Raw genomic sequence first — 26,064 nt, 5'->3', positions numbered from 1 at the left:
CTTGACCCACCCGGCGACATACGCCGGACGTACGCCGGTCCCACCCTGTAAAGACTGTGGCATATGCCAGATGCACCCCCGTATCGGTTGTTGCCAAATCCCTTACAGGGCGTCGCGGGCTGTGCAACAGTCGTAACGGTCCTTCCGCCCGCCTTGGTCGTACCGTCCCCGCATCGGAGTGCGTCATGCCGTCCCATCTCTCTGCGGACCGCCCAGCCGCCCAGCCGCCAGGACGCGGCTCGGTCGACGCGCTCATTTCGCAGACGCGTCGGCTCAAGGGCGACATGGACGCCGTACGCCGGGACACGCAGAGTGACGGTTCCGACCCGCAGGACCGGTGGCAGCGCGCGCTGTACGACCTCGCGCTGCACCAACTCGACGACCTGGACGAGCACTTGGCCCAGCTGCGGGACGGCCCGCCGCCCGTACCCGCCTCGCAGGAGGCGGCGCCCGCCGCCCGTGCCGTGCCGCCCGCTCCCCGGCGCGGCTCGCTCCTCAGCCGGGTCGGCAGCGCGGAGTGGAACCTGCTGACGGACGAGGCCGGTTGGTCCGGTGAGCTCTACCAGATCCTGGGCCGTGACCCCGCCGCTCCCCCGCTGACTCTCGACGAGCTGCCGTCCGTGGTGTTCGACGAGGATCGCCCGAGGCTGACGGCGATGGTCACCGACTGCCTCGTCGACGCCAAGCCCATCGACGGCGAGTTCCGGGTGGTACGCCCGGACGGCGACGTACGGACCGTGCACATGATGGGCGAGCCCGTGCTCGACACCGACGGCAGCACCGCGTCCATGTGGGCGGTACTGCGGGACGTCAGTGAACTGCGCCGCAGCCAACGGACGGTGAGCGAGACCCGTGACTCGTTACAGCGTCACCGGCACCGCGCGCAGGCCGAGCACCGGCTCGCGGTCGAGCTGCAGGAAGCTGTGCTGCCGCCGTGGCGCGGCTCCCTGCGGCTCCCGCACCAGGGCCCCGAGACGCTCGACCTGGCGGCCCACTATCTGCCGTCGTCGGCGAGCGCACTGATCGGCGGCGACTGGTACGACGTCCTGGAACTCGCCGACGGCGAGACACTGCTCAGCGTCGGCGACCTCACCGGACACGGAGTCGCCGTGACCTCGGGCATGGCGACTCTGCTGGGCGCCGTACGCGGCATGGCGATGGCCGGCACCCAGCCGGGTCAGCTGATGGCCTGGCTCAACCAGTTGCTCGACGCGACCGTGCAGCCGGCCCTCGGCAGCGCGGTCTGCTGCCGCTACCGGCCCGAGACCCGCACCATGGTGTGGGCGCAGGCCGGGCACCCCGCCCCGTTGCTGTTCCGCGACGGGACGGGGCGCAGGCTGCACGCACCGGCCGGCGTCCTGCTCGGCGCCACCTCGGGAGCCGTGTACGAGCAGACCGAGGAAACGCTCCGGCCGGGCGACCTGCTCCTGCTGCACACCGACGGGCTGGTGCCGACGCACAGCGGCGCGGCGGCCGTGAACCGTCTCCTCGACCTGGCCCCACGGTTCGGTGAGGCGGGCACCGCACAGGACTGCGTGCGGATGGTCGTGGAGGAGTTCGGCGAGGCCGAGCGCGAGACCGACGCCTGTGTGCTCCTCGCCAGGGTGACCGCATGACAACGCCAGGGTGACCGCACAACAACACCGGAAGGTCGGGGGCACAGCACCCCAGTCATTCCCTATGCCCTGGCGCTGCTGCCGCCCTTCCCCTTCGTCTTCGGCAGCGCCAGCCTGATCTCCTCGCGCAGCTCATTGATCTTCGGGTAGTTGGAGTACTCGGCGGTGAGCCGGTACATCTGGCCCAGCCGGTCCCAGGTGCGGCGCGAGGAGTTCGACCCCATCGCCATCAGGGCCAACCGTGCGTACCGGTCCGCCTGTTCGGGGTCGTCCGCGATGAAGCAGGCGGAGGCCATGGACAGGTGGTCGAAGATCTTCGACCGCTCCCGTCCGTCGTTGCGCAGGGCCAGGGCCTTCTCCGCGTAGTGCTGGGCGTGCACGGCCGCGCCCGGCTCGTGCTCGGCCAGCGTGCGGTAGGCCAGGGCCTGCATGCCGTACAGGTCCTCCTCCTTGAAGGTCTGCATCCAGCTCGGTGGCGGCACGTCCCCCCGGTCGGAGACGAAGAGGTCCTCCGCCTGTCCGAGGGTGCGGCGCATGGCCTGGCCCTTGCCCATCGAGGCCTGTGCCCAGGCCTCGATGGTGTAGAGCATCGCCTTGGTGCGGGGCAGCACCTGGTCGCCGGAGCCGGACTGGGCGAGCTTCATCAGGTCGAGTGCGTCGTCGGGCCGGCCCAGGTGCACCATCTGGCGAGCAGCTCGGGAGAGCGCCTCGCCGGCACGGGGCCGGTCACCCCCCTCTCTGGCGGCATGGGCGGCGATGACGAAGTACTTCTGAGCCGTGGGCTCCAGGCCGACGTCGTGCGACATCCAGCCCGCGAGGACGGCGAGGTTGGCGGCGACGCCCCACAGGCGTCGCTGGAGATGTTCGGGGTGTCGGTAGGCGAGCATGCCGCCCACTTCGTTGAGCTGGCCCACGACTGCCTTGCGTTGCAGTCCGCCGCCGCGGGCCGCGTCCCAGGCCCGGAACACCTCGACGGAGCGCTCCAGTTCCTCGATCTCCTGCGACCCGATGGGGGCGGCCTCGTAGCGGTCGAACCCAGCGGGGTCGGCGTGCAGGGGGTCGTCGAACTGGGGAGCTTCGGCGGTCAGGGCCGGATCGGTGTGCAGCCAGTCGTACATGGCGCTGCTGAGTGCGGATCCCGCGGTGAGCGCGACGCCCGCACCCACCAAGCCGCGTCGGTTGAGCATGAGGTCCATTCCCGTGAATTCGGTGAGGACCGCAGCAGTCCGCTCGGGCGCCCACGGCACTCCGTCGGGATTTTCCGCATTCCCGTCGCCCTGCCGTTTCCCCGCACGCCCGTGCCGGACCAGACCGAGGTCCTCGATGGTCACGACACGGCCGAGACGCTCGGTGAACAGCGCCGCCAACACCCGCGGTACCGGATCGCGCGGGATCTCTCCCATGTCGATCCAACGCCGCACCCGGGAGGTGTCGGTCGAAAGCTGGGGGTGGCCCATGGCCGCCGCCTGCCGGTTGACCAGCCTCGCGAGTTCACCCTTGGACCAGCCGGCCAGGCCGAACAGGTCCGATAGGCGGGAGTTGGGTTGTCCGCTCACGTCAAGCCCCCAGGTTCTCGGCTGAGTTGACAGTAGCCCGGTGAGAGTTGCCGGGCGACTATTCGCCAGGGTTCGCCAGGGCACGCCAGATGGTGTGCCACTGGGCATCCGGTGTCAGGTAGGAACGCGCCACCCCGACCCGGTTGCCATCCTGAACCGGCGGGTGCATTCCCCAGGATGCACCCGGGTGACCGGGCCGGGCAGCGCACTGTCGTCGCAGGCACACGAAGGGATCTGTTTCGCCCATGTACGCAGCATCGTCCTCCGTGTCCGCCCCGCCCCGGTCGCTGCACCCCCGTCCGGTGGGTGGCGGCCCCTACCTCGACCCCGCGCGTCCGACGGCTCCCGTGCTCGGTGCGGGCAGGACGCGGCGCGTTCCCGGGGTCGGCACCCAACCGCTCAGCGGGAGACTCGACTTGTCCGGCCCTCAGGGCGCCCAGCTGCGCACGGCGATCGCGTCGGTGCACCGGATCTGCCCGGAGTTCGCCCCGGTGCAGGTGCTGCGCCGCAGCGGACGCTCCGTGCTCCTGGTCGGTACGACAGGACGCAGCACCGCCGTCGCCAAGTGCTTACTGGACCACTCCCCCGCGTGGGCCGAGCGGGTCCGTCACGAGATAGCCGCATACCGCTCGTTCGTCCGGCACCGCCCTCCGGTGCGTGTGCCGAGACTGATCGCGGCGGATCCGGACAACTGCACGCTGGTGATCGAGCGGATGCCGGGCCGGGTGGCGGCCCTGCACCGGCATCCGGCGGAGGCTCCTCCCCGTGCGGACATCAGGGCGGCACTCGGCGCGATCTGCCGACTGAACGCCTGGCGGCCTCCGGCGGGCACCTTCGATGCCCCGCTGGACTACGCGACCCGCATCAACCGCTACCACGAGCTGGGCCTGCTCACCGACCGGGATCTGGGTGACCTGCAGAAACTGCTGCACGGCATCGCGGCGACCGCGGGCCGGCACGGCATGGGCCAGTTCTGCCACGGCGACGCACTGCTGTCGAACATTCTCCTGTCACCGGCCGGTCCAGTGCTGGTGGACTGGGAGCACGCGGGCTGGTACCTGCCCGGGTACGACCTGGCCACGCTGTGGTCGGTCCTCGGGGACGCACCGGTGGCCCGGCGGCAGATCAGCCAGATCGCCCAGTCGGCGGGCCCCGCCTCGCGGGACGCGTTCCTCGTGAACCTGATGCTCGTGCTGACCCGTGAGATCCGTACCTACGAGATGGCCGTGCAGCGTTCCATGCACGACGCGACCCCGGCGGCACCGGGAATGGCCCACCCGGGTGCTGCGCCGTCCGGCGAGGAACAGCGGCTGCTGCTCAGGCGGCTGCACGACGACTGCCAGCTGGCCCGCCGGGCCGTGCGCGCGGCGGTCGGCACTCGCTGACGGGGACGACGGTCCGCGGTGCGCCAAGTCAGCGGCGCACCGCGGACCGTCGTATGTCCGGCACAAGGACACGTACGCGGGTCGCCCCGTACGGCCCATTGGTGTATGCCACTGACGCCCCGCAGGCCCGCGAGGTTCCGCCGCGAAACTCCCGCCCACCTGGATTGACAAGGGAAATTGCCTGCTCCTGGGCATCATTGACGGATCGTCGGCAAGCCGGTACCACTGACGGACGCCCGGCCCCGCACGGCGCATCGCGCTCGACCGTCCCAGGAGGCTGCATTGCGAGGATCCGCCACCGCCATCGACCGAGCCGCCGGGCACAGACGTATCCGAAGGACCGCGGGGGCGGTGGGTTCCGCCGCCCTGCTGCTGCCGCTGCTCGGCGCGGCCCCCTCCGACGCGCGTGACTCCGCGGCCGGCCTGCAGCAGGCGTTCGCCTCGGCGGCCGCCGAGTACCACGTGCCGCAGAGCGTGCTCCTCGGCGTCTCCTACCTGCAGTCCCGCTGGGACGCGCACGCCGGTGCGCCCAGCGTCACCGGCGGGTACGGCCCGATGCACCTCACCGACGCGCGCACCGCGCTCGCCGAGGCGCCGCCGCACCACAGCGAGGGCACGGAGGACGCGCGCGGGGACGGCGCCCGCACACCTCTGCACCCCGAGGCGAAGGTGCCGGAGAACTCCGAACTCCCGGCCCGCCTCAAGACCCTGTCGAAGGCCGCCGAGCTCACCGGCCTCCCGGCCGAGCGGCTGCGGACCGATCCCGCCGCCAACGTGGCCGGCGGCGCCGCGCTGCTCGCCGCCGCCCAGAAGGACCTCGGCGAACCGCTGAGCAAAGATCCGGCGGACTGGTACGGGGCGGTGGCCCGCTTCTCCGGCGCGGACGACAGCGCGACGGGGGCGGCCTACGCGGGCGACGTGTACGACGTGCTGCGCACCGGCGCGGAGCGGATCACCGACGCCGGACAGCAGGTCGCCCTGGCCGCCCAGCCGGGTCTCGCCCCCGAGACCGCCCAGCTCGCGCGGACGGGGTTGCGCACGCTCGACGCGTCCGGCACGGAGTGCCCGACAACGGTGTCCTGCGAGTGGATCCCGGCTCCCTACGAGGAGTTCGGCGAGGGCGACTACGGCAACCACGACCTGGGGAACCGTCCGGCGTCGCAGAGCATCGACTACATCATCGTTCATGACACGGAGGGGGCCTGGGAGGGTGTCCTCGACCTGGTGCAGGACCCGACCTATGTGTCGTGGAACTACTCGCTGCGCTCCACGGACGGCCACATCGCCCAGCATGTGAAGGCCAAGGACGTGGCGTGGCACGCGGGCAACTGGTACGTCAACGCCAAGTCGATCGGCCTGGAACACGAGGGCTTCCTGGCGAACCCGGACGCCTGGTACACGGAGGCGATGTACCGGTCGTCGGCGCGGCTGGTGAAGTACCTGTCCAAGAAGTACGGCGTCCCGCTGGACCGGCAGCACATCCTCGGCCACGACAACGTGCCGGGCCCCACCACGTCGACCGTCGGCGGCATGCACACCGACCCGGGCCCGTACTGGGACTGGGGCCACTACTTCGCGCTGCTGGGGCGCCCCTTCGAACCCTCGGCCGGCAAGGACGGCGGCATGGTGACGATCCGACCCGACTACGCCACCAACCAGCCGGGGTACACGGGCTGCGTCGCCCAGGGCGAGCCGTGCGCGGCTCACGGTTCGAGCGCGGTGCGGCTCTACTCCGGTCCCGCCGAGTCCTACCCCCTGATCAAGGACATCGGCCTGGGCACGACGCCGACGACCGGGGTGAACGACCTGTCCTCCCGGGTCTCGACCGGCCAGCAGTACGCGGTCGCGGGCCGTGACGGGGACTGGACGGCGATCTGGTACCTCGGCCAGAAGGCCTGGTTCAAGAACCCGAAGAAGCACCCGACGGCGGTGAACGCGACCGGCCTGGTGGTGACACCCAAGGACGATCTGACGAGCATCCCGGTCTACGGACGCGCCTACCCGGAGGCGTCCGCGTATCCGGCGGGAGTGCCGGCCCAGTCGGTGTCGCCGCTGCCGTACAAGGTGCTCGCCGACCAGAAATACGTGGTCGGCGGCAAGGTGCCCGGCCAGTACTACTACGCGGTGACCTTCGACGAGGCCTCCCACCAGGTCGTGGTCGGCAAGGACCTGTACTACGAGATCCAGTTCGGCCACCGCGTGGCGTTCGTGCGGGCGGCGGACGTACGCGAGGAGCGGTCGGCCGGGTAGCCGCCTCAGCCCTGCTGGAAAAGCTCCGCGGGGAGCGGCTTCAGCAGGGCGTACAGGTCGTCGGTGATGGGGCGGTCCCAGGCGGCGATGGTCACCAGGACGTTGTCGCTGCGGTCGAACTGCACGCAGGAGATCCGGCTCTCCGACAGCTTGAGGCGGCGCACGATCAGGAGGTTGTCGCCCTGCATCACCGGTACGTCCTCGATGCCGACGACGGTGACCTCCTCGTCGTTCTCCAGCGCCAGCAGCAGTTGGCCGACCTCGAAGGGGATCTCGCCCTCGGTGACCTCGCGGGCCGGGGAACCCTCCGGGAGATTGCCGATGATCATCGCAGGGCCGCGGCCGCCGAACAGGTCGTACCGCAGATAGACGCCCTGGCAGCTGCCGTCCGGGGCGGGCAGCAGGCCGGCGCCCAGATTGCCGGGCCAGTCGCCCGGATCCATGGCCAGTACGTCGAAGTCTGGCCCGGCGGGCGTGGCGCTGCGGCGGCGGAGGAACGACATGCCGCCAATGGTACGTGCCCGGGCCTGTCGTGTGACGTGCGGGCAGCGCTTCGAGGTCAGGCGTTCTTGCGGTGTCGTTCGTGGTGACGGGCGACGCGGGCGCGGTTGCCGCAGGACGGCTCGCACCACTCCTGCCGCGGGTGCTCCTTGAGGAAGTACCGCACGCAGCGCGGCGCGTGGCAGGCCCGCAACCGCTGGGGCTCGGGACCTTCGAGGAAGGCGATCGCGGCGTGCGCGAGCACCGCGGTGAGTTCGCCTCCGCCTTGTACTGCCTGGTGCCGTACGAGGGGTTCGGCGCCCTCGGCCCAGTGCAGCACCGGGACGGTGGGCATGCGGGAGGCCGCCGCGTTGAGCCGCCGCACGGCCTCGGGGACGGGCAGGAGGCGGGCAGCGTCGGCGGCGCTCGGCTCGGCGGGGCGGACGGCCCGGGCGAAGAGGGCGCGGACGGCGGCGCGCAGGTCACGGACGGCGGCGAGGGCGGCCTCGTCGGCGACGAAGCCGGCGGCCGTTGGCAGGACGTCGGGGCGGGTCCGGACCCAGGCGGTGAGACCGGCGGGGTCGGCGAGGTCGTCGGCGACCCCGCCGCGTCCGTCGTGGCGGATGGTCAGGGCGAGGTCGAGCACGAGGTGGGCGTCCAGGCTGGTCGAGTCTCGCATGGGCTAATGATAGGCCCGTCGATATCCATTAGCGCCGGGGAGCCTCAGCCCTCCGGCGGTGTCGGTGGCACCACCGCGACCGGGCTTGCCGCGTGCAGGAGGACCGCCTGGGTGACAGAGCCCATCATGCGGGCCGGTGCCAGCAGGCGGCGTCGGTGGCGGCCGACCACGACCAGGTCGGCGTCCTTCGAGGCGGCGACGAGGTGACCGGCCGCGGCGCCCGGGGCGACGTACGGCTCCACCCGGACGTCGGGGTGCCGGGCGCCGTGCGGGGCGAGGAAGCCCTCGGCGAGGGCCCGTGTCTCGTTCTCGACGGCGTCCTGGTCGATCATCACCGGGACGAGTTCGGCGGGGGCCGCCCAGCTCTGGATGGGCCACGGGTAGGCGGCGACGACCTGGAGAAGCGCGCCGCGCAGGGCGGCCTCGGTGAAGGCGAAGGCGAGCGTGGCCTCGTCGGGGCTGTCCACCTGGAGGCCGACGACCACGCGGGGGCCGGGCTCGGTCGGCACCTGTTCATGTACCTCGCGACCGGGCCGGGGCACCACGACGACGGGGCACTCGGCGTCGCGTGCGGCGGCCATGCCGTTGGAGCCGAGCAGCAGACCGGCGAAGCCGCCGCGGCCCCGGGAACCGAGCACCATCAACTGGGCGGTGGAGCCGAGTTCGGGCAGCAGGACGCCGACGGCACCGTCCAGACCGACGTACTCCGTGTCGGGCAGGTCGGCCCGGTTCTCCAGCAGGGCGCGCACGTCCGCGAGCACCTGGTCGTCCTCAGGGGCCGGCGGTACGACGACCGGAGCTCCGGGCTGGGTCCAGGCGGCGTACTGCCGCACATGGGCCACCCGCAGCGGCACCCCGCGTCGGCGGGCGGCGTCGAGGGCCCAGTCCAGGGCGCGCAGGCTGTCGTCCGACCCGTCGACAGCCGCGACCACGGGCAGAGTGCTCATGCGTCCCTCACCTCCGGAGTACGACCTTCCGCTTCCTGGGGTCAGCCTTGCTCAGGCATCGGCCCCAGGAGAGCGCTCAAGGTCGCGTGTCCGGAAAAACGGTCGGAACACCGCCGGATCGGCCCGTCGGCTCAGGTGTCGGCCATCGGCTCAGATGTCGGCCGTCGATTCAGGTCAGGTCGAACTCCCCTTCCCTCGCGCCCGACACGAACGCGCCCCACTCCGCGGGTGTGAAGATCAGGGAAGGGCTTTCGGGCCGGCCGCTGTTGCGCATCGCGATGAATCCCTCGACAAAGGCGATCTGGACATCCCCCAGGCCACGGCTGCTGGAGTGCCAGTCGGCGTTGCTGAGGTCCAGCTCGGGCTTGTCCCAGCCCATGAGCGGCTGCTGCTGGATGGTGGTCTCGGCCACGTCCGTGCTCCTCCCGATTGCGTCGTCCGCGGCCAGCCTAGCGATCGGCCCCGAGTGCCAACAGGCCACGTGAGCGGGACCTTTCAGGAGGCGGGGGGCTCGGACCCCACGAGCCACATGGAGAAGAACTGCGATCCGCCGCCGTAGGCGTGCCCGAGCACCCGCCGCGCCCCCTCCACCTGGTGTTCCCCGGCCAGTCCGCGCACCTGGAGCGCGGCCTCCGCGAAGCGGATCATGCCGGAGGCGCCGATGGGATTGGTCGACAACACCCCTCCCGACATGTCGACGGGCAGGTCTCCGTCCAGTTCGGTCACCCCGGACTCGGTGAGCTTCCAGCCCTCGCCCTCGTCGGCGAAGCCGAGGTTCTCCAGCCACATGGGCTCGTACCAGGAGAACGGCACGTACATCTCGACGGCGTCGATGTCCTGGCGCGGGTCGGCTATCCCGGCCTGCCGGTACACGTCGGCGGCACAGTCCTTGCCGGCCTGCGGCGACACGGCGTCCTTGCCGGCGAAGAGGGTGGGTTCGCTGCGCATCGCGCCGCCGTGCATCCAGGCGGGCGGCCGGGGTGAGCGGGCGGCCCCGGCGCGGTCGGTGAGGACCATCGCGCAGGCGCCGTCCGAGGAGGGGCAGGTCTCCGAGTAGCGGATCGGGTCCCAGAGCATGGGCGAGGCCTGGACCTTCTCCAGGGTGATGTCGTGCTCGTGCAGATGCGCGTACGGGTTCTTCAGCGCGTTGCGCCGGTCCTTGTAGGCGACCAGGGAGCCGACGGTGTCGGGGGCTCCGCTGCGTCGCATGTACGCGCGCACGTGCGGCGCGAAGAATCCGCCGGCCCCGGCCAGCAGCGGCTGCTGGAAGGGGATCGGCAGGGACAGCCCCCACATGGCGTTGGACTCGGACTGTTTCTCGAAGGCGAGGGTGAGCACGGTGCCGTGGACACGAGCGGCGACCAGGTTCGCCGCGACCAGCGCCGTCGACCCTCCGACCGAGCCCGCGGTGTGCACCCGGAGCATGGGCTTGCCGACGGCACCCAGCGCGTCGGCGAGGTACAGCTCCGGCATCATGACGCCCTCGAAGAAGTCGGGCGCCTTGCCGATGACGACGGCGTCGATGTCCGCCCAGTCCAGCTCGGCGTCGTCCAGGGCCCTTCGAGCGGCCTCCCGCACGAGCCCCGCGATGGACACGTCCCGGCGTGCCGCCACGTGCTTGGTCTGGCCGATGCCTACGACGGCCACGGGCTCCTTGCTCATCGCGCATCCCCTTCGAGTACGGCGACCAGGTTCTGTTGGAGGCAGGGGCCGGACGTGGCGTGGGCGAGGGCCCGGTCGGACTCGCCGCGGTGGATGCGGGCGGCGGCCTCGCCGATGCGGATGAGTCCGGCGGCCATGACCGGGTTGGCGGCGAGGGCGCCGCCGGAGGGGTTGATCCGCACGTCGTCGTCGAGTCCGAGCGCCTTGCGCAGGACGACCTCCTGTGAGCTGAACGGCGCGTGCAACTCGGCGGTGTCGACGGGCCGTTCGAAGGCACCCGCCCGCTCGGCGGCCAGGCGGGTGGAGGGCGAGTCGGTGAGGTCGCGGACGCCGAGGCCGTGTGCCTCGATGCGGTGGTCGATGCCGCGGATCCAGGCGGGCCGCTCGCACAGTTCCCGGGCCCGGTCCCCGGCCGCGAGGACGACGGCGGCGGCGCCGTCGCCGACGGGCGGGCAGTCGCCGGTGCGCAGGGGTCGTACGACGTACTCCCCCTGGGACGCCGCAGCCGTCTGCTGGTCGCGGCTACGGGCTCCCACGGCGGCCAGGGCCGGCTCGTCCGTCTCGCCCACGTCGATGAGAGCCTGGGCCTGGAGGGCGGCGAGGGCTACGGAGTCGGGCCACAGGGGCGCCACGTAGTACGGGTCCAGCTGGCGGGTCAGGACGTCGCGGACGGAGCCGGGTGTCGACTTGCCGTAGGAGTACACGAGGGCGGTGTCGGCGTCGCCGGTCAGGAGCTTGGTCCACGCCTCGTACAGCGCCCACGCGCCGTCCATCTCGACGTGGGACTCGGAGATCGGCGGCCAGGCGCCCACCCCGTCGAGGGCGAGGGTGAAGGAGAAGGCTCGGCCGGCGAGGTAGTCGCAGGAGCCGGAGCAGGTGAAGTCGATGTCGGCGGTCTTCAGGCCGGTCTGCGTGAGCACCTCGTGCAGGACGGGCATGAGCATCTCGACCTCGGAGGACTCCTCGCCGGTGCGCCGGTGATCGGTCTGGGCGAAGGCCACCACGGCAATCTCGCGCGTCACAACAGCTCCTTGTAGATGTCGTACTCCGCGTCCGGCTCGCCGGTCGGCCGGTAGTGGTCGGGATGGCGGGACCCTTCCGTCCACACCGGCTCGACCCGCAGGCCCATGCGCACCTGGTCGTAGGGGATGCCTCCGATGCGGCCGTGCAGGGCGAGGTCGGCGCCGTCGAGGGCGATGTGCGCATAGACGTACGGCACTTCGATGTCGAGGTTCTTCGCCTTGATGTTGACGATGCAGAAGGTGGTGACCGTGCCGCCGGGACCCACTTCGACCTGTTCCGATGTGGCCACACCACAGGTGGGGCACGCACCCCTCGGCGGGACGTACACCTTGCGGCAGGACGGGCAGCGCTCGCCGACGATCCGCCGGTCGGCGAGGGCGTGGATGTAGGCGGACTGAGCGCGGCCGGGCGAGTAGGTGTAGTCGAGTCGGGCCGGGGCGACGATGCCGGTGACCGGGTTCTCGAACTCGCCGGTGTGGCCTGTCGGCCGGGCCGGGTCGCCGTCGTACGGCTCGAAGCAGGCGATGTCCGTGATGGCTCCGGTGCGTTCGCCGGCCCAGCGGATGCGGACGCGCATGCCGGTGTGCACGGCGTCGGGGCCGGGGGCGTCGAGGGCGTGCAGGAGGGCGGTGTCGGCGCCGTCCAGACGGACCAGGACCCAGGCGAAGGGGGTGGACAGGGGCTGGCCGCGGCGCGGGGCGTGGTTCCAGGCCCAGGTGGTGACCGTGCCGGTGGGGGCGACCTCGACGAGGTCGCGTATCTCCTCGGCGGTGACGGGGTCGTACTCGACGGGCGGAACGACCACGCGGCCGCGGCCGTCACCGGTTTTCACCCCGAGGACGACGCGTTCACGCAGGCCGGTGAGGAAGGCGCTCTGGACGGGTCCGAGGGAGCGGGTGAAGGGGAACTCGACGACGAGCGGCGCTTTGAGGACTTCGGGCATCGGGGGTGTCTCCTTCTGCGGGAGGTCGGACGCGCTGGTACGAGAGGTCAGGCGCGCTTGTACTCGGGCGGTCGTTTCTCCGCGAAGGCGCGGGTGCCCTCCTTGGCGTCGGCGGTGTCGAAGATGGGCCAGCCGCGCCCCAGTTCGGCGGCGAGTCCGTCGGTCTCGGTCAGCTCGGCGGTCTCGTACACGGATGCCTTGACGGCCTCGACGGCGAGCGGGCCGCAGGCGTTGATCTGTTCGGCGATCTCCAGGGCCTTGTCGAGCGCCGTGCCGTCGGGGACGACGTGGCCGATCAGGCCGATGGCGGCGGCCTCGCGGGCGGTGTAAGGACGGCCGGTGAGCAGCATCTCCAGGGCGTGGGTGCGCGGGATCTGCCGTTGCAGCCGGACGGTGGAGCCGCCGATCGGGAAGAGTCCGCGTTTGACCTCGAACAGTCCGAAGGTCGCCGACTCGCCCGCGACCCGGATGTCGGTGCCCTGGAGGATCTCCGTGCCACCGGCGACGCAGTAGCCCTCGACTGCGGCGATCACCGGCTTGCGGGGGCGGTGGTGGCGCAGCATCGCCTTCCAGTGCAGGTCGGGGTCGGCCTTGAGGCGGTCCCGGTGCTGCTCGCCCTCCATCCCCTGGCCCGCGAGGGCCTTGAGGTCCATGCCGGCGCAGAACGCGCCGCCCGCGCCGGTCAGCACGATCGAGCGGACCTCGTCGTCCTCGTCGGCCTCGATCCAGCCGTCGTACAGGCCGACGAGCATGGACAGCGAGAGCGCGTTCCTGGCGTCGGGCCTGTTGAGCGTGAGCACCAGTGTGGCGCCTTCGCGCCGCACGGTGAGGTGTTCCGTCCCACCCATTGCCCATCTCCCCTCTGAAAGAACGAGAACAGGTTGCAGGAGGCGCCTGGGCACTTCAAGGGTTTTCTGACACTCAGTCAGATTTCTTCGACGCGGACCCTTCACAGTTGCCGCGCCCTTTGCTCTGATGACCGGCGAACCGTCGGAGAACCAGGCCCGTCCGAGGTCAGGAGGAACGGTGGAGTACAACCTTGCCGACCTGTTCGAGTCGGTCGTCGACGTGGTCCCGGACCGCGAGGCGCTCGTGTACATCGACCACCCCGGCACGGGCGCGGAGCGCCGTCTGACGTACGCGGAACTGGACGCCGCCGCCAACCGCGTCGGCCACCATCTCCTCGACAGCGGGGTACGCCCCGGTCAGCATGTCGGGCTCCACCTCTACAACGGCGTCGAGTACCTCCAGACCGTGCTGGGGTGCCTGAAGGCGCGGATCGTGCCGGTGAACGTCAACTACCGTTACGTAGAGGACGAGTTGGTCTATCTGTACCGGGATGCCGATCTGGTGGCGCTGGTCTTCGACGCGGAGTTCACCGACCGGGTGGCGGCGGCGTCGCCGCACACGGACGCGCTGCGACACCTGGTGCGGGTCGGGGCGCCCGGGCCGGGGGCGGCGGAGGTGGCCGCCGTGGACTTCACGGACGCGGAGGCTTCCGGGTCCGCGGAGCGCGGGTTCCCGTCCCGGTCGGGCGACGACCAGTTCATCATCTACACCGGTGGCACCACCGGGATGCCCAAGGGCGTGATGTGGCGCCAGGAGGACCTGTTCTTCTCGGGGCTCGGCGGCGGTGCGCCGACCGGCGAGCCGGTGAAGAAGCCGGAGGAGCTCGCCGAGCGGGTCGCGGCCGGCGGTGCAGGGATCACCTTCCTCCCCGCTCCCCCGCTGATGCACGGCACCTCCACGCTCACGGCGTTCATCGGCTTCAACTTCGGTCAACGCGTCGTGCTGCACCGCAAGTTCGCGCCCGAGGAGGTGCTGCGGACGATCGAGAAGGAGAAGGTCACCAGCATGTCGCTGGTGGGCGACGCGATGCTGCGTCCGCTGATCGACGCGCTCGAAGGCCCGCTGAAGGGCACCGACATGTCGTCGATGTTCAGCGTGTCGTCATCGGGGGCGATCATGTCGGACACGGTCCGCCGGCAGTTCCAGGCGCTCGTCCCGAACGTCATGCTGCTCAACAACTTCGGCTCCTCCGAGTCCGGCTTCAACGGCACCGCGACGGCGGACTCCGGCCCGGAGCGTGGCTTCCGCGTCCGCGTCAACTCCCGTACGCAGGTGGTCGATCCGGCCACGCACGAGCCGGTCGCCGTCGGCGAGGTGGGCCGGGTCGCCCAGTGCGGCCATGTGCCGCTCGGCTACTACAACGATCCCCGGAAGACCTCCGAGACCTTCTTCGAGAAGGACGGCGAGCGGTGGGTGCTGCTCGGCGACATGGCCACCGTCGACGAGGAGGGCGTGGTCACGGTCCTCGGCCGCGGCTCGCAGTGCATCAACACGGGCGGCGAGAAGGTGTATCCGGAGGAGGTCGAGCAGGCTCTCAAGTCCCACCCGGACGTGTACGACGCGCTGGTGGCCGGGGTGCCGGACGCCAAGTGGGGCCACCATGTGGCGGCCGTGGTGCAGTTGCGCGAAGGGGCGGTACGACTGTCCCTGGAGGACGTCCAGGCGCACTGCCGTTCCCGGCTCGCCGGCTACAAGGTTCCGCGTCAACTGGTGATCACGGAGGCGCTCCGGCGCTCGCCCAGCGGCAAGGCGGACTACCGGTGGGCGCGGGAGGTGGCGGTGGCCGCGGACGGGTGAATTCCGGACCCGTGCGATTGAACCGAAGGTGGCGTGCGGACGTACTGGTGATGGCAAGCTCGGTCCTCGGGCCATGTTTGCCATGCCAGCGCAAGACCGCACGAACCGCACGGAAGGACCCCCGGGTGTCGCTCTTCACTCGCTCTCGTCAACTGCCGGACACCGAGAGCGAGGCGGGCACGGACGGCGACAACGTCGCCGTCACGGCAGAGGAGACGAGAGCGGCGGAGGAGAGCGGAAGGGCGGAGAGGACCGGAGGGGCGGAGAAGACCGGAGGGGCGGAGAAGACGAGAGCGGCAGAGGAGACCGGAAAGACGGAAGAGGCGGAGGAGACGGAAGAGGAAGTCGTCGGGGAGACGACCGACCCCGTCGAACCGCCAGGCTCCCCGTCACCCGGCTGGTTCGGCTGGCGCCGTCGCTACCCCCGCACCGCACGCGGCGTGACGGTGGGGACGACCGTCCTGGCCGGCGCGTTCGTCCTCTTCACACTCCTCGTACCCAACCGCCTCGACCGGCTCAACGCCGAGGCGTTCCTCCGCATCCCCGTCGAGGGCATCCTGCTGGCGGTCCTGCTGCTCGCGCTGCCTCCGAAGCCACGGCGGATCGCGACCGTCGTCTCGGGGGTGTTCCTCGGACTGTTCACCGCCCTGAAGTTCCTCGACATCGGCTTCTACCAGTTCCTGGCCCGGCCGTTCGACCTGGTCTTCGACTGGATTCTGCTGGACGACGCAACGGACTTCGTCAGGGAGTCGTTCGGCCGCTCAGGTCAGGTGCTCGCGGTGACCGGGGTGATCGTCCTGCTCATCGCCGTGCTCGCGCTGAGCACGCTCGCCGTGGTGCGGCTGACGAACGTCATGACCCGGAACCGACCCGTGGCCGTCCGCACCACCCTCGTCCTCGGCACCGCATGGATCACCTGCTTCACTCTGGGCGTGCAGTTCAGCGGTGTCTCGGTCGCCACCAAGGGCAACACCGAGTACCTCGCCAACCGTGTGCAGCAGGTGCGCGACGGTCTCGGGGACGCCCAGGTCTTCAAGAAGCAGGCCGCCGTCGACGCCTTCGCCGACACCCCGCCCGACCAGTTGCTGACCGGACTGCGCGGCAAGGACGTCCTGTTCACCTTCATCGAGAGCTACGGCCGTGTCGCGATCGACGACCCGGCGATGGCACCGGAGATGGGCGCGACCCTCAAGGAGGGCACGAACAGGCTCAAGGCGGCCGGGTTCGCATCGCGCAGCGCCTGGCTCAAGTCGCCGGTGACGGGCGCCGGCAGCTGGCTCGCCCACTCGACGTTCCTGTCCGGCCTGTGGGTCAAGAACCAGCAGCGGTACCGGAGTCTGACCACCGGCGACCGTGCGACCCTCACCAGCTACTTCCAGAAGACCGGTGCCTGGCGCACGGTCGGCATCGTCCCGGGCGTCCGGAAGGCCTGGCCCGAGGGCAAGTACTTCGGTCTCGACAACATCTACGACTCCGAGCACCTCGGCTACCAGGGCCCCTACTTCAGCTGGACGCCCGTGCCCGACCAGTTCAGCATGGAGGCGTTCGAACGCCTGGAGCACGGCAAGAAGAACCGTGACCCGATCATGGCCGAGATCATCCTCGCCTCCAGCCACAACCCCTGGTCCCCCATCGCCCACATGATCGACTGGGAGGACCTGGGTGACGGTTCGGTCTTCGACCGGATCAAGAAGGAGGGCACGAACCCCACAGAGGTCTGGAAGGACCCGAAGCGCGTGCGCACCGAGTACCGGAAGGCCGTCCAGTATTCCCTGGACAGCCTGACCGAGTGGGTCCAGCGCTACGGCGACGACGACACCGTCCTCGTCTTCCTCGGCGACCACCAGCCCGTCCCGACCGTCACCGCGGGCGACACCGGCAAGGACGTGCCGATCACGATCGTGGCCCGCGACCAGAAGGTACTCGACAAGATCTCCGACTGGGGCTGGACCGAGGGCCTCAAGCCCGCCGGCAACGCACCGGAATGGGGTATGGACAAGTTCCGCGACCGCTTCATGACGGCTTACGGCAAGTGAGGTCTCACGCCGCCAGGAATGCCTCCATGGCGGCCAGGAACTCCTTCGGCCTGGTCTCGTGGACCGGATGACCGCCGCCGACGGTCGCGAGGCGCACGTCGGGGAGCGGTCCGGCGAACGCGGTGACCTGGCCCTGCGGTATCGGGCTGGTCGGACCGGCCCCGATGAGCAGGGTGGGCATGGTGATCCGCCCCATGTGGTCCCACCACACAGGATCGGGGGCGTTCCGCTGTGCGTCGCCTCGTACGCGTACGCCTCGGGTCCGGCACCCGGTTCCGTGCCGGGCCGGTCGCTGTGCCCGTGCCCGCGCAAGATCGGGCGCGTACACGCGGCGCGGACGCGGACCCTCGGCGAGCCGTTCTGTGATCCGCGTCCAGTCCGCGCCGTCGGCTCCGCGGCAGCAGTGCAGCAGGAGGACGGGCGGCGCGGTGCCGGGGCCCCAGGCGCGGTACGCGAGGGTGATGCCGTTGGCTCGACGGTGTCCATGCCCGGCAAAGCAACCGGAGCGGCGCCGGATCACACGGCTAATCTGCCGAGGGCAGAGGGGCCCCGTCCTTGTCCAGGAACGCGACGGTACGCCGTACGAACCACTCCGGATCGTCCAGCCAGGGGTAGTGCCCGGCACCGGGCTGCACCGCGAACTCGGCGTTCGGGAACACCTCGGCGGCTCGGCGGGCGAGGTCGGGCCGCGGGCCGCCGTCGAGTTCACCGGCGAGGACGAGGACGGGCTGGGCCAGGCGCGTGAGGGCGGCCCGGGTCGCGGGCGGGTCGTAGGCGCCCTCGGAGCCGTACACATCGGTGGCCTCGTCGTTGAACTGCTTGTCCGCGCGGGCTTCGTGTTCCCTGGCCACCTCGTCCCAGCGACCGTAGAAGAAGGGCGCGAGCGCCGGGTCGAAATCACCTGCACCCGTCGCCCAGGCCTCGAACTTCGAAAAAGCCTCCTCGAACCAGGGTTCCCCCTTACGCAGCCGCGCCGCCGCCAGCCGGTCCGCGCCCGTCGCCGGCATGCCCAACGCCCAGGGCGTCGCGGTGACCAGCACCAGCCGCCCCACTCGCTCCGGGTACCGGGCCGCGTACAACATGGCGAGACTGCCACCGGCCGAGTGCCCGAGGAGATCCATGTGCGCCAGGCCCATGTGGGCCCGCAACGCCTCCACGTCGTCCACGAGCCGGTCGCACCGGTACGTGGCCGGATCCGCCGGCACCGCGGAGTCGCCGGTCCCCCGCAGATCGAGCAGCACCAGCCGACGACGGACGGCAAGTCCCCCCAGATCCCCGAGATAGGCGGAGGCCCGCATCGGCCCCCCGGGCAGCACCACGAGCGGAGCTCCCTCGCCCCGGACGTGGTAGGCGAGCTCGGTCCCGTCGGGCGCGGCGAAAGTCGGCATGGCGCCGATCATGGCGACCGCCCGCCGCACCCGCAACGGAGTTGTCCGACCCGGAGACACGCGGAGAAAATGCAAGCAGACACCTTGCCCACGCCCAGAAGGCCTGGATTACTGATCCCGAACACCTCGACCGAATGATCGGTCGCCTGGATTGTCGTGCTTGGTGAGGGTGAGGTGCCGATGGTGGATGCGACGGACCGGTTCGACTCGACGGAACTGTTCGACTCGGGAGAGCGGCTCGACGAAGCGGGTTTGCGGGCGCTGCAGTTGGAGCGGTTGCGGAGGTCGCTGCGGCATGCGTACGACAACGTGCCGTTCTACCGGGAGTCCTTCGACAAGGCCGGTGTCCGTCCGGAGGACTGCCGCTCCCTCGCCGACCTGGCCCGTTTCCCGTTCACGACCAAGGCGGACCTGCGCGAGAACTATCCGTACGGGATGTTCGCCGTGCCCCAGGACCGGATCCGGCGCATTCACGCGTCCAGCGGCACCACCGGACGCCCGACCGTCGTCGGTTACACCGAGGGAGACCTCTCCCTGTGGGCCGACATGGTGGCGCGTTCCCTCCGTGCGGCGGGCGGGCGGCCCGGGGACAAGGTCCATGTGGCGTACGGATACGGGCTGTTCACCGGAGGACTCGGCGCGCACTACGGGGCCGAACGGCTCGGTTGTACGGTCATCCCCGCGTCCGGCGGTATGACTGCCCGCCAGGTCCAGCTGATCCAGGATCTCGGGCCCGAGATCATCATGGTGACTCCGTCGTACATGCTGACGATCCTCGACGAGTTCGAACGGCAGGGCGTCGACCCTCGCGGCACGTCCCTGCGGGTGGGCGTCTTCGGGGCCGAGCCCTGGACCGAGCGGATGCGGCAGGAGATCGAGGAGCGGTTCGCGATCGACGCGGTCGACATATACGGGCTGTCGGAGGTGATGGGCCCGGGGGTCGCGCAGGAGTGTGTGGAGACCAAGGACGGGCTGCACGTGTGGGAGGACCACTTCTTCCCCGAGGTCGTCGACCCGATCACCGGTGAGGTGCTGCCGGACGGCGAGCGGGGGGAGCTGGTCTTCACCTCGCTCACCAAGGAGGCGATGCCGGTCGTCCGGTACCGGACGCGGGACCTGACGCGGCTGCTGCCGGGCACGGCCCGGGTGTTCCGGCGGATGGAGAAGGTCACCGGCCGCAGCGACGACTTGGTGATCCTGCGCGGCGTGAACCTCTTCCCGACCCAGATCGAGGAGATCGTGCTGCGCACACCGGGGGTCGCGCCCCACTTCCAGCTCCGGCTCACCCGCGAGGGCCGACTCGACGCCCTCACCGTGCGGGCGGAGGCCCGGCCCGATGCCTCGCCCGAGGACCGGGAGACGGCCGCGGAGGCCATCACGGCGGCCGTGAAGGACGGTATCGGGGTGTCCGTCGCCGTCGAGATCGTCGATCCGGAGTCGTTGGAGCGGTCCGTGGGCAAGATCCGGCGGATCGTGGACCTTCGGCCCCGCTAACCCCTGCCGGAGGGGGCCTGGGCGTCCCCGAACCGGTCCCGCAGCTCCCTCTTGAGGATCTTCCCGCTGGCGTTGCGCGGCAGCTCGTCCACGAACACCACCCGCTTCGGTGCCTTGAAGTGGGCGAGCTTCTCGCGTGCGTGCTCGATGAGTTCGGCCTCGTCGACCTCGCCGCGCGGGACGACAACGGCCGTGACGGCCTCGATCCACCGCTCGTCGGGCAGCCCGATGACGGCGACTTCGACGACGGCTTCGTGCGTGTACAGCGCGTCCTCGACCTGGCGTGAAGCGACCAGTACGCCACCGGAGTTGATGACGTCCTTCACCCGGTCGACGATCGTGAAGTAGCCGTGGGCGTCGCGCACCGCGAGGTCGCCGGAGCGGAACCAGCCGTCGCGGAAGGCCTCGGCCGTCTCCTCGGGCTTGTCCCAGTAGCCCTCGCACAACTGCGGGGAGCGGTAGACGATTTCGCCGGGTGTGCCGTCGGGCACGTCCTTGCCGTCCTCGTCGACCACCTTGGCGTCCACGAACAGGACGGGCCGGCCGCAGGAGTCCATGCGCCCCTTGTGCTCATCGGGTGCCAGGACGGTGGCCAGCGGTCCGATCTCGCTCTGCCCGAAGCAGTTGTAGAAGGCGAGTTTCGGGAGCCGTTCGCGCAGGCCCTCCAGCACGGGCACCGGCATGATCGACGCGCCGTAGTACGCCTTGCGCAGTCCGCTCAGGTCACGAGTCGAGAAGTCCGCACGCCGCGTCAGGCCGATCCACACCGTGGGCGGGGCGAACAGGCTGTCCGCGCGGCCGGTCTCGACCAGGTCGAGGAGGCGGTCGCCGTCGGGCGCGTCGAGGATGACGTTGGTGGCCCCGACCGCGAGGTACGGCAGCAGGAACACATGCATCTGTGCCGAGTGGTACAGCGGCAGCGAGTGCACCGGCCGGTCGCCCGCGCTGAGGTCGAGGGCGGTGATGGCGCTCAGGTACTCGTGCACCAGGGCGCGGTGCGTCATCATCGCGCCCTTGGGCAGGGCCGTCGTCCCGGAGGTGTACAGCAGCTGCACCAGGTCCTCGCTGCGCGGTTCGGGACCGTCGTACGCGGGTGTCGTGGCAAGCCGCGCCAGCAGGGAGTCCTCGGCGTCGCGCAGGGGCAACGCACGGACTCCGTCGGGGAGTTGTGCGGACAGGTCGGGGTCGGTGAGGACCAGGGAGCTGCCGGACTGGCCGACGAGGTACGCGAGGTCGTCGCCGGTGAGGTTCTGGTTGACCGGAACGTGCACGAGGCCCGCGCGGGCGCAGGCGAGGAAGCCGATCAGATAGGCGTCGGAGTTGTGCCCGTAGGCGCCGACCCGGTCACCGGGGTCCAGGCCCTGGCCGAGCAGGAGGCTCGCCGCGCGGGACACGGCCTCGTCGAGTTCCTCGTACGTCCAGGATCGGTCGCCGTACTCCACCGCGACCCGCGCGGGGGTGCGTCGGGCGCTTCGTCGCAGCACCCCGTCAACCGTGCTGCCGTGTCCTGGCGTCATGACACATGATCCTCGTTCCGCGGAAGAGGGAGGTCAAGCACCCGGACTCAGGGCCATGTCCGCACCGGGGCTCAGGGCGCATGCCTGCCAGTACGCTCAACCATTGCTTCCCTCAATGACGTTGGGAGGCACGAGGCGCACCCGCCGCAGACGAACCGCTGTCGCGGCCGTCACCCTTCTCGCCGCCGCCACCGCACTGCCGGAGGCCGTCGCACAGAGCCGGGAACGACAGGAATACCCCGTCCCCCGGAGGGCTGTCCGCCGCCGTCCGCCACACCGAGTACGGCATTGCGCACATCGTCGCGAAGGACCACGCGAATCTCGGCTTCGGCACGGGTGGGCGCAGGCCCCCGACCGGGTGTACACGCTCACCGAAGGCTTCGTGACCGTCCGCGGCGAACGCTCCCGCTTCCTTCGGGCCCGACGCGGCGTCCGACTTCTCGCTCGCCTCGGCCGCGAAGAACCTCTCCGGCGGCCTCTGATTCCGCCGGGGGCGGAGGCGGGCACGGTGGAGAGGCTGCTCGCCGGGCCGGCGCCGCGGATCGTCCTCGTACGCGAGCGCTGGTCATGTGGTCCCGTCCCACATGGGGCGGGACCACACTCCCCGTCAGGTTGTGATGTGGCCGAGCTTGTCCGGGTTGAGGACCACGTAGATGCCGTCGATACGGCCGTCACGCACGTCGATCGTGACGAGCTGGTGGATGCCGTCGACTGTGATCGCGAGGGCGGGACGGCCGTTCACGTCCACGCGGCGTGGTGTGCCGAGGGGGTAGCGGGCGACCAGGTCGGCGGCGAAGGCGATGACCTGCTCGCGGCCCTCGATGGGCCACAGGGCCGCCCGGACCTTGCCGCCGCCGTCGTTCCAGGCGACGACCTCCTCGGTCAGCAGCGGGGTCAGCCGGGCCCGCTCGCCGCTCGGCGCGGCCTCCAGGAACCGCGCCAGCAGCTTGGCGTGGTCCTCCTCGGAGAGCGCGAACCGGTCCCGTCCGGCGGCGAGCCGGCGGCCGGCGCGCAGATGCATCTGACGGCAGTTCGTCTCGGTGGCGTCGAGGATGCGGGCGATCTCGCCGTACGGGAGTCCGAAGGTCTCCCGTAGCACAAATGCCGCGCGTTCCTGGGGTGACAGACGCTCCATCAGGTGGACGGTGGCATATGCGACGGTGCCCAGCAGTTCGGGCGTGCCCAGCGGACCGAGCGCGTCGGTGGCCACGGGGTCGGGCAGCCAGGGCCCGGTGTACGTCTCACGGGTCGTCCTGGCCGACTTGAGCCGGTCGAGGGCGAGCCGTGCGACGACGGTGACGAGGAAGGGCCGGGGATCACGGATCTGGACCCGGTCGGTGCCGGTCCACCGCAGGTCGGCGGCCTGGACGACGTCTTCGGCGTCTCCCATGCTGCCCAGCAGCCGATAGGCGAGTCCGAGCAGCAGGGGGCGATGGGTCGCGAACTGCTCGGTCGCCGGCTCCGGGGTATCCAATTTCCGTGTCCTTCCCAGTCGTTCGGTGCGGTGGTCGCCATCGGTGTGGGTGCCCAGTCAACTCCGCCGCGTCCCCGTCGCGCCACTCGGCGTAACGGGGGCGCCGGTTCGGGAGTGAGGGCGGCGTGCGCGGTCCGCCCCGCGCACGCGGTTCATGATGGCGACCTGCCGGACGAGGGATCCGTCCGCGGCGCAGCTCGGCTTGGGAAGGTCACGCCGGTCAGAGGGGGCGCGTACGCCCCTCCCAGTACGGATCCCGCAACCGCCGCTTGTACAGCTTGCCGTTGGGGTCCCGTGGCATCTCCGCGATGAAGTCGAGGCTCTTGGGCCGCTTGTACCCGGCGAGTTGCTCGCCACAGTGGTCGAGGAGCGCCGCGGCGAGGGCGGGGCCCGGCTCGAAGCCGGGGGCGGGTTCGACGACGGCCTTGACCTCCTCGCCCCAGTCGTCGTGCGGGATGCCGAAGGCGGCGGCGTCGGCGACGGCGGGGTGGGCGAGCAGGGCGGACTCGATCTCGGCCGGGTAGATGTTGACCCCGCCCGAGATGATCATGTCTATCTTGCGGTCGCGGAGGAAGAGATAGCCGTCCTCGTCGAGGAGACCGAGATCGCCGACGGTGAAGAAGTCGCCGATGCGGTTCTTCCGCGTCTTGGCCTCGTCCTTGTGGTAGGAGAAGCCGCCGGTGTTCATCTTCAGGTAGACCGTGCCGAGTTCGCCGGGCGGCAGCCGGTTGCCCTCGTCGTCGAAGATCGCGAGTTCGCTGATGGGCCAGGCCTTGCCGACGGTGCCGGGCTTCTTCAGCCAGTCCTCGGCGGTCGCGAAGGCACCACCGCCCTCGCTGGCCGCGTAGTACTCCTCCACACAGTGGCCCCACCAGTCGATCATGGCCCGTTTGACGTGGTCGGGGCAGGGGGCGGCACCGTGGATGGCATGCCGCATGGACGACACGTCGTAGCGTGCCTTGATGTCGTCCGGGAGGGCCAGCAGACGGTGGAACTGTGTCGGGACCATATGTGTGTGCGTGCACTTGTGGGTGTCGATGCGGCGGAGCATGTCCTCGGGCGTCCACTTGTCCATCAGGACCAGGCGGTGGCCGATGTGCAGGGACGCGCCGGCGAACTGGAGAACGGCCGTGTGGTAGAGCGGCGAACAGACGAGGTGCACGTTGTCGTCGAACGGCCGGATGCCGAAGATGCCGAGGAAACCGCCGAGGTACGCCTCCTCGGGGAGCTTGCCCGGCAGGGGGCGCCGGATGCCGCGCGGGCGGCCGGTGGTGCCCGAGGTGTAGTTCATGACCCAGCCGAGGGTGCGGTCGGCGGGCGGCGACTCCGGTTGCCCGTCCAGGAGTTCGGCGTACGGCCTGAAGCCCTCGACCGTGCCGACGGCGTACCGGTGGGTGGCCGGGAGTGCGGCCTCGTCGGCGGCGTGGCGGGCGGGGCCGGCGAACCGTTCGTGGGCGAGGAGCACCTTGGCGCCGGAGTCGGCGACGATCCATGCGATCTCGGGGCCGACGAGGTGGTGGTTGACGGGGACGAGGTAGAACCCGGCCTGGGAGGCGGCGAGGTACGCGGTGAAGAACTCGACCCCGTTGGGCAGGACGACGGCGAAGGCGTCGCCGCGCTCCAGCCCGGCCGCGCGCAGGCCGTGGACGAGCCGGTTGGCGGCGGCGTGCAGGCGTCCGGCGGTCCACTGCTCGCCGTCCGGGGCGACGAGGACCTGGCGTGAGGGGTCTTGGGTGGCCTGGGCCCAGAAGCCCGCGGGAGGTGTGCTCGTCACTTGCCGCTCCTTCCGGCGATGAGGTTGATGCGGTCGACGGCCCGCTCGAAGCCGCGGGTCAGGTCGTCGAAGACGGCCTGGACGCTGCGTTCACTGGTCATCCGGCCGACGATCTGACCGACGGGCGTGCCCAGCAGCGGCCCGACCTCGTACTTCTGGATGCGCGAGACGGCCTCGGCGACGAGCAGTCCCTGAAGGGGCATGGGGAGGGTGCCGGGTCCGTCCGGGTCGTCCCAGGCGTCGGTCCATTCGGTGCGCAGCTGTCGGGCCGGTTTCCCGGTGAGGGCGCGGGAGCGGACCGTGTCCCCGGAACCGGCGGCGAGCAGCTTCCGGGTCAGGGCGGGCGAGTGCATGTCGGCTTCCGTGGTGGTCAGCCATATGGAGCCCAGCCACACACCCTGGGCGCCGAGTGCCAGTGCGGCCGCCACCTGCTGACCGCTTCCGATCCCGCCGGCGGCCAGCACGGGCAGGGGATCGACGGCCTCGACGACCTCGGGCGTGAGCACCATGGAGGCGATCTCGCCGGTGTGGCCACCGGCCTCGTAGCCCTGGGCGACGACGACGTCGATGCCCGCCTCCGCGTGTTTGCGGGCGTGCCGGGCGCTGCCGGCGAGCGCGGCGACGAGCACGTCCTGGTCGTGGGCGCGGGCGACCACGTCGGCGGGAGGTGAGCCGAGGGCGTTGGCGAGCAGCCGTATCGGATAGTCGAAGGCGACGTCGAGCTGGTTGCGGGCGACCTGCTCCATCCACCCGGTGATGCGCCAGCCGGAGGCCTCGCCCGCGGCGAGTTCGGGGACGCCGTGCTTGGCGAGGGTGTCCTGGACGAACTGCCGGTGTCCCTCGGGAATCATCGCCTCTACGTCGGCCTCAGTGACCCCTTCCACCTTCTTCGCGGGCATGACGACATCCAGGCCGTACGGCTTCCCGTCGACATGGGCCTCGATCCAGTCGAGGTCGCGTTTGAGGTCGTCGGGTGCCGTGTAGCGGACCGCGCCGAGCACTCCGAAGCCGCCGGCCCGGCTGATGGCCGCGGCGACGGCGGGGAACGGCGTGAAGCCGAAGACGGCGTGCTCGACTCCCAGTGTCTTGCTCAGCTCCGTCTGCATGGGCGCAGGATGCCGCAGTCCTCCGGACGACGGAAGAGTATTTCTGATGCTCCGTCAGTTTTCTGGACGCCCCGCACGGATGGCCGCA

At 70.7% G+C, this 26,064-nt stretch carries 21 protein-coding genes; 6 read left to right on the top strand and 15 right to left on the bottom strand.

The genetic code is table 11. From position 1 onward, the window contains the following. Window positions 1-185: 185 nt before the first annotated feature. On the top strand, window positions 186-1,616 hold the full coding sequence (locus tag ADK57_RS13955; protein ID WP_053749743.1) for a PP2C family protein-serine/threonine phosphatase: 1,431 nt from the start codon (window positions 186-188) through the stop codon (window positions 1,614-1,616). A gap of 62 nt (window positions 1,617-1,678) precedes the next feature. On the opposite strand, the gene ADK57_RS13950 is transcribed toward ADK57_RS13955, so the two are convergent. Beyond that, window positions 1,679-3,172: a hypothetical protein gene (locus tag ADK57_RS13950; RefSeq protein ID WP_053749742.1), complete on the bottom strand. Its 1,494-nt coding sequence runs from the start codon at window positions 3,170-3,172 to the stop codon at window positions 1,679-1,681. A gap of 245 nt (window positions 3,173-3,417) precedes the next feature. Here ADK57_RS13950 and ADK57_RS13945 point away from each other — a divergent pair, with 245 nt between their 5' ends. Continuing rightward, window positions 3,418-4,557, top strand: coding sequence for an aminoglycoside phosphotransferase family protein (locus tag ADK57_RS13945; RefSeq protein ID WP_053749741.1), 1,140 nt, complete (start codon window positions 3,418-3,420; stop codon window positions 4,555-4,557). A 282-nt stretch (window positions 4,558-4,839) separates the two neighbouring features. Next, window positions 4,840-6,807: an N-acetylmuramoyl-L-alanine amidase gene (locus ADK57_RS13940; protein WP_053749740.1), complete on the top strand. Its 1,968-nt coding sequence runs from the start codon at window positions 4,840-4,842 to the stop codon at window positions 6,805-6,807. A gap of 5 nt (window positions 6,808-6,812) precedes the next feature. On the opposite strand, the gene ADK57_RS13935 is transcribed toward ADK57_RS13940, so the two are convergent. The 8 genes from ADK57_RS13935 to ADK57_RS13900 form a co-directional block, all read right to left on the bottom strand. Next, window positions 6,813-7,310: a hypothetical protein gene (locus ADK57_RS13935; protein ID WP_053749739.1), complete on the bottom strand. Its 498-nt coding sequence runs from the start codon at window positions 7,308-7,310 to the stop codon at window positions 6,813-6,815. Window positions 7,311-7,366: 56 nt separating this feature from the next. Further along, window positions 7,367-7,966 carry a CGNR zinc finger domain-containing protein gene (locus ADK57_RS13930; RefSeq protein ID WP_053749738.1) on the bottom strand — a complete coding sequence of 200 codons (600 nt, stop codon included), beginning with the start codon at window positions 7,964-7,966 and terminating at the stop codon, window positions 7,367-7,369. Between the two features lie 44 nt (window positions 7,967-8,010). Then, entirely contained in the window at window positions 8,011-8,913 is a 903-nt protein-coding gene (locus ADK57_RS13925) for a universal stress protein (RefSeq protein WP_053749737.1), read from the bottom strand. Window positions 8,914-9,082: 169 nt separating this feature from the next. After that, entirely contained in the window at window positions 9,083-9,325 is a 243-nt protein-coding gene (locus ADK57_RS13920; RefSeq protein ID WP_053749912.1) for a DUF397 domain-containing protein, read from the bottom strand. A gap of 83 nt (window positions 9,326-9,408) precedes the next feature. Continuing rightward, complete coding sequence (locus ADK57_RS13915) at window positions 9,409-10,575, bottom strand: thiolase domain-containing protein (protein WP_053749736.1); 1,167 nt, start codon at window positions 10,573-10,575, stop codon at window positions 9,409-9,411. Further along, window positions 10,572-11,597: a thiolase domain-containing protein gene (locus ADK57_RS13910; protein ID WP_053749735.1), complete on the bottom strand. Its 1,026-nt coding sequence runs from the start codon at window positions 11,595-11,597 to the stop codon at window positions 10,572-10,574. Before ADK57_RS13910 ends, ADK57_RS13915 begins: the two co-directional genes overlap by 4 nt. Then, entirely contained in the window at window positions 11,594-12,541 is a 948-nt protein-coding gene (locus ADK57_RS13905) for a Zn-ribbon domain-containing OB-fold protein (RefSeq protein WP_053749734.1), read from the bottom strand. Before ADK57_RS13905 ends, ADK57_RS13910 begins: the two co-directional genes overlap by 4 nt. Before the next feature lie 47 nt (window positions 12,542-12,588). Beyond that, the gene (locus tag ADK57_RS13900) at window positions 12,589-13,389 is read right to left on the bottom strand and encodes a crotonase/enoyl-CoA hydratase family protein (RefSeq protein ID WP_053749733.1); all 801 of its coding nucleotides are present in this window, start codon (window positions 13,387-13,389) and stop codon (window positions 12,589-12,591) included. A gap of 178 nt (window positions 13,390-13,567) precedes the next feature. On the opposite strand from ADK57_RS13900, the gene ADK57_RS13895 reads away from it, so the two are divergent. Both ADK57_RS13895 and ADK57_RS13890 read left to right on the top strand, forming a co-directional pair. Then, window positions 13,568-15,187 (top strand): acyl-CoA synthetase, encoded by a 1,620-nt coding sequence (locus ADK57_RS13895; protein ID WP_053749732.1) that lies wholly within the window; start codon window positions 13,568-13,570, stop codon window positions 15,185-15,187. Between the two features lie 125 nt (window positions 15,188-15,312). Next, window positions 15,313-17,223 (top strand): sulfatase, encoded by a 1,911-nt coding sequence (locus tag ADK57_RS13890; RefSeq protein WP_053749731.1) that lies wholly within the window; start codon window positions 15,313-15,315, stop codon window positions 17,221-17,223. 4 nt (window positions 17,224-17,227) lie between these two features. Here the strand turns inward: ADK57_RS13890 and ADK57_RS51115 are convergent, their stop codons facing one another. After that, the gene (locus ADK57_RS51115; RefSeq protein WP_234390168.1) at window positions 17,228-17,419 is read right to left on the bottom strand and encodes an alpha/beta fold hydrolase; all 192 of its coding nucleotides are present in this window, start codon (window positions 17,417-17,419) and stop codon (window positions 17,228-17,230) included. Window positions 17,420-17,747: 328 nt separating this feature from the next. Further along, window positions 17,748-18,611 carry an alpha/beta fold hydrolase gene (locus ADK57_RS13880; protein ID WP_053749910.1) on the bottom strand — a complete coding sequence of 288 codons (864 nt, stop codon included), beginning with the start codon at window positions 18,609-18,611 and terminating at the stop codon, window positions 17,748-17,750. A 180-nt stretch (window positions 18,612-18,791) separates the two neighbouring features. On the opposite strand from ADK57_RS13880, the gene paaK reads away from it, so the two are divergent. After that, entirely contained in the window at window positions 18,792-20,105 is a 1,314-nt protein-coding gene (gene paaK / locus ADK57_RS13875) for a phenylacetate--CoA ligase PaaK (protein WP_053749730.1), read from the top strand. On the opposite strand, the gene ADK57_RS13870 is transcribed toward paaK, so the two are convergent. The 4 genes from ADK57_RS13870 to ADK57_RS13855 all read right to left on the bottom strand — a co-directional run bounded on the left by ADK57_RS13870 (window position 20,102) and on the right by ADK57_RS13855 (window position 25,976). Beyond that, window positions 20,102-21,622 carry an acyl-CoA synthetase gene (locus ADK57_RS13870; RefSeq protein WP_053749729.1) on the bottom strand — a complete coding sequence of 507 codons (1,521 nt, stop codon included), beginning with the start codon at window positions 21,620-21,622 and terminating at the stop codon, window positions 20,102-20,104. The two genes, paaK and ADK57_RS13870, sit on opposite strands and share 4 nt — an antisense overlap. Before the next feature lie 607 nt (window positions 21,623-22,229). Beyond that, window positions 22,230-23,096 (bottom strand): RNA polymerase sigma factor SigJ, encoded by an 867-nt coding sequence (gene sigJ / locus ADK57_RS13865; protein ID WP_053749728.1) that lies wholly within the window; start codon window positions 23,094-23,096, stop codon window positions 22,230-22,232. Between the two features lie 220 nt (window positions 23,097-23,316). Next, on the bottom strand, window positions 23,317-24,870 hold the full coding sequence (locus ADK57_RS13860) for an acyl-CoA synthetase (protein ID WP_053749727.1): 1,554 nt from the start codon (window positions 24,868-24,870) through the stop codon (window positions 23,317-23,319). After that, window positions 24,867-25,976 carry an NAD(P)H-dependent flavin oxidoreductase gene (locus ADK57_RS13855; protein ID WP_053749726.1) on the bottom strand — a complete coding sequence of 370 codons (1,110 nt, stop codon included), beginning with the start codon at window positions 25,974-25,976 and terminating at the stop codon, window positions 24,867-24,869. The genes ADK57_RS13860 and ADK57_RS13855 overlap by 4 nt, the downstream gene beginning before the upstream one ends. Window positions 25,977-26,064 lie beyond the last annotated feature (88 nt).

This window comes from Streptomyces sp. MMG1533 (assembly GCF_001279775.1).
In the GTDB taxonomy this organism is placed as follows: domain Bacteria; phylum Actinomycetota; class Actinomycetes; order Streptomycetales; family Streptomycetaceae; genus Streptomyces.
Note: the sequence above shows the minus strand (reverse complement) of the source record. Positions and strands in the feature narration are given on the sequence as shown.

Excerpts from the sequence above, each read along its gene's own strand:
- ADK57_RS51115 (WP_234390168.1), bottom strand. The coding sequence starts at position 17,419 with ATGGGGCGGATCACCATGCCCACCCTGCTCATCGGGGCCGGTCCGACC.
- ADK57_RS13955 (WP_053749743.1), top strand. The coding sequence starts at position 186 with ATGCCGTCCCATCTCTCTGCGGACCGCCCAGCCGCCCAGCCGCCAGGA.
- ADK57_RS13945 (WP_053749741.1), top strand. The coding sequence starts at position 3,418 with ATGTACGCAGCATCGTCCTCCGTGTCCGCCCCGCCCCGGTCGCTGCAC.
- ADK57_RS13900 (WP_053749733.1), bottom strand. The coding sequence starts at position 13,389 with ATGGGTGGGACGGAACACCTCACCGTGCGGCGCGAAGGCGCCACACTG.
- ADK57_RS13930 (WP_053749738.1), bottom strand. The coding sequence starts at position 7,966 with ATGCGAGACTCGACCAGCCTGGACGCCCACCTCGTGCTCGACCTCGCC.
- ADK57_RS13925 (WP_053749737.1), bottom strand. The coding sequence starts at position 8,913 with ATGAGCACTCTGCCCGTGGTCGCGGCTGTCGACGGGTCGGACGACAGC.
- paaK (WP_053749730.1), top strand. The coding sequence starts at position 18,792 with ATGGTGGATGCGACGGACCGGTTCGACTCGACGGAACTGTTCGACTCG.
- ADK57_RS13915 (WP_053749736.1), bottom strand. The coding sequence starts at position 10,575 with ATGAGCAAGGAGCCCGTGGCCGTCGTAGGCATCGGCCAGACCAAGCAC.
- ADK57_RS13855 (WP_053749726.1), bottom strand. The coding sequence starts at position 25,976 with ATGCAGACGGAGCTGAGCAAGACACTGGGAGTCGAGCACGCCGTCTTC.
- ADK57_RS13880 (WP_053749910.1), bottom strand. The coding sequence starts at position 18,611 with ATGCCGACTTTCGCCGCGCCCGACGGGACCGAGCTCGCCTACCACGTC.
- ADK57_RS13935 (WP_053749739.1), bottom strand. The coding sequence starts at position 7,310 with ATGTCGTTCCTCCGCCGCCGCAGCGCCACGCCCGCCGGGCCAGACTTC.
- ADK57_RS13870 (WP_053749729.1), bottom strand. The coding sequence starts at position 21,622 with ATGACGCCAGGACACGGCAGCACGGTTGACGGGGTGCTGCGACGAAGC.
- ADK57_RS13905 (WP_053749734.1), bottom strand. The coding sequence starts at position 12,541 with ATGCCCGAAGTCCTCAAAGCGCCGCTCGTCGTCGAGTTCCCCTTCACC.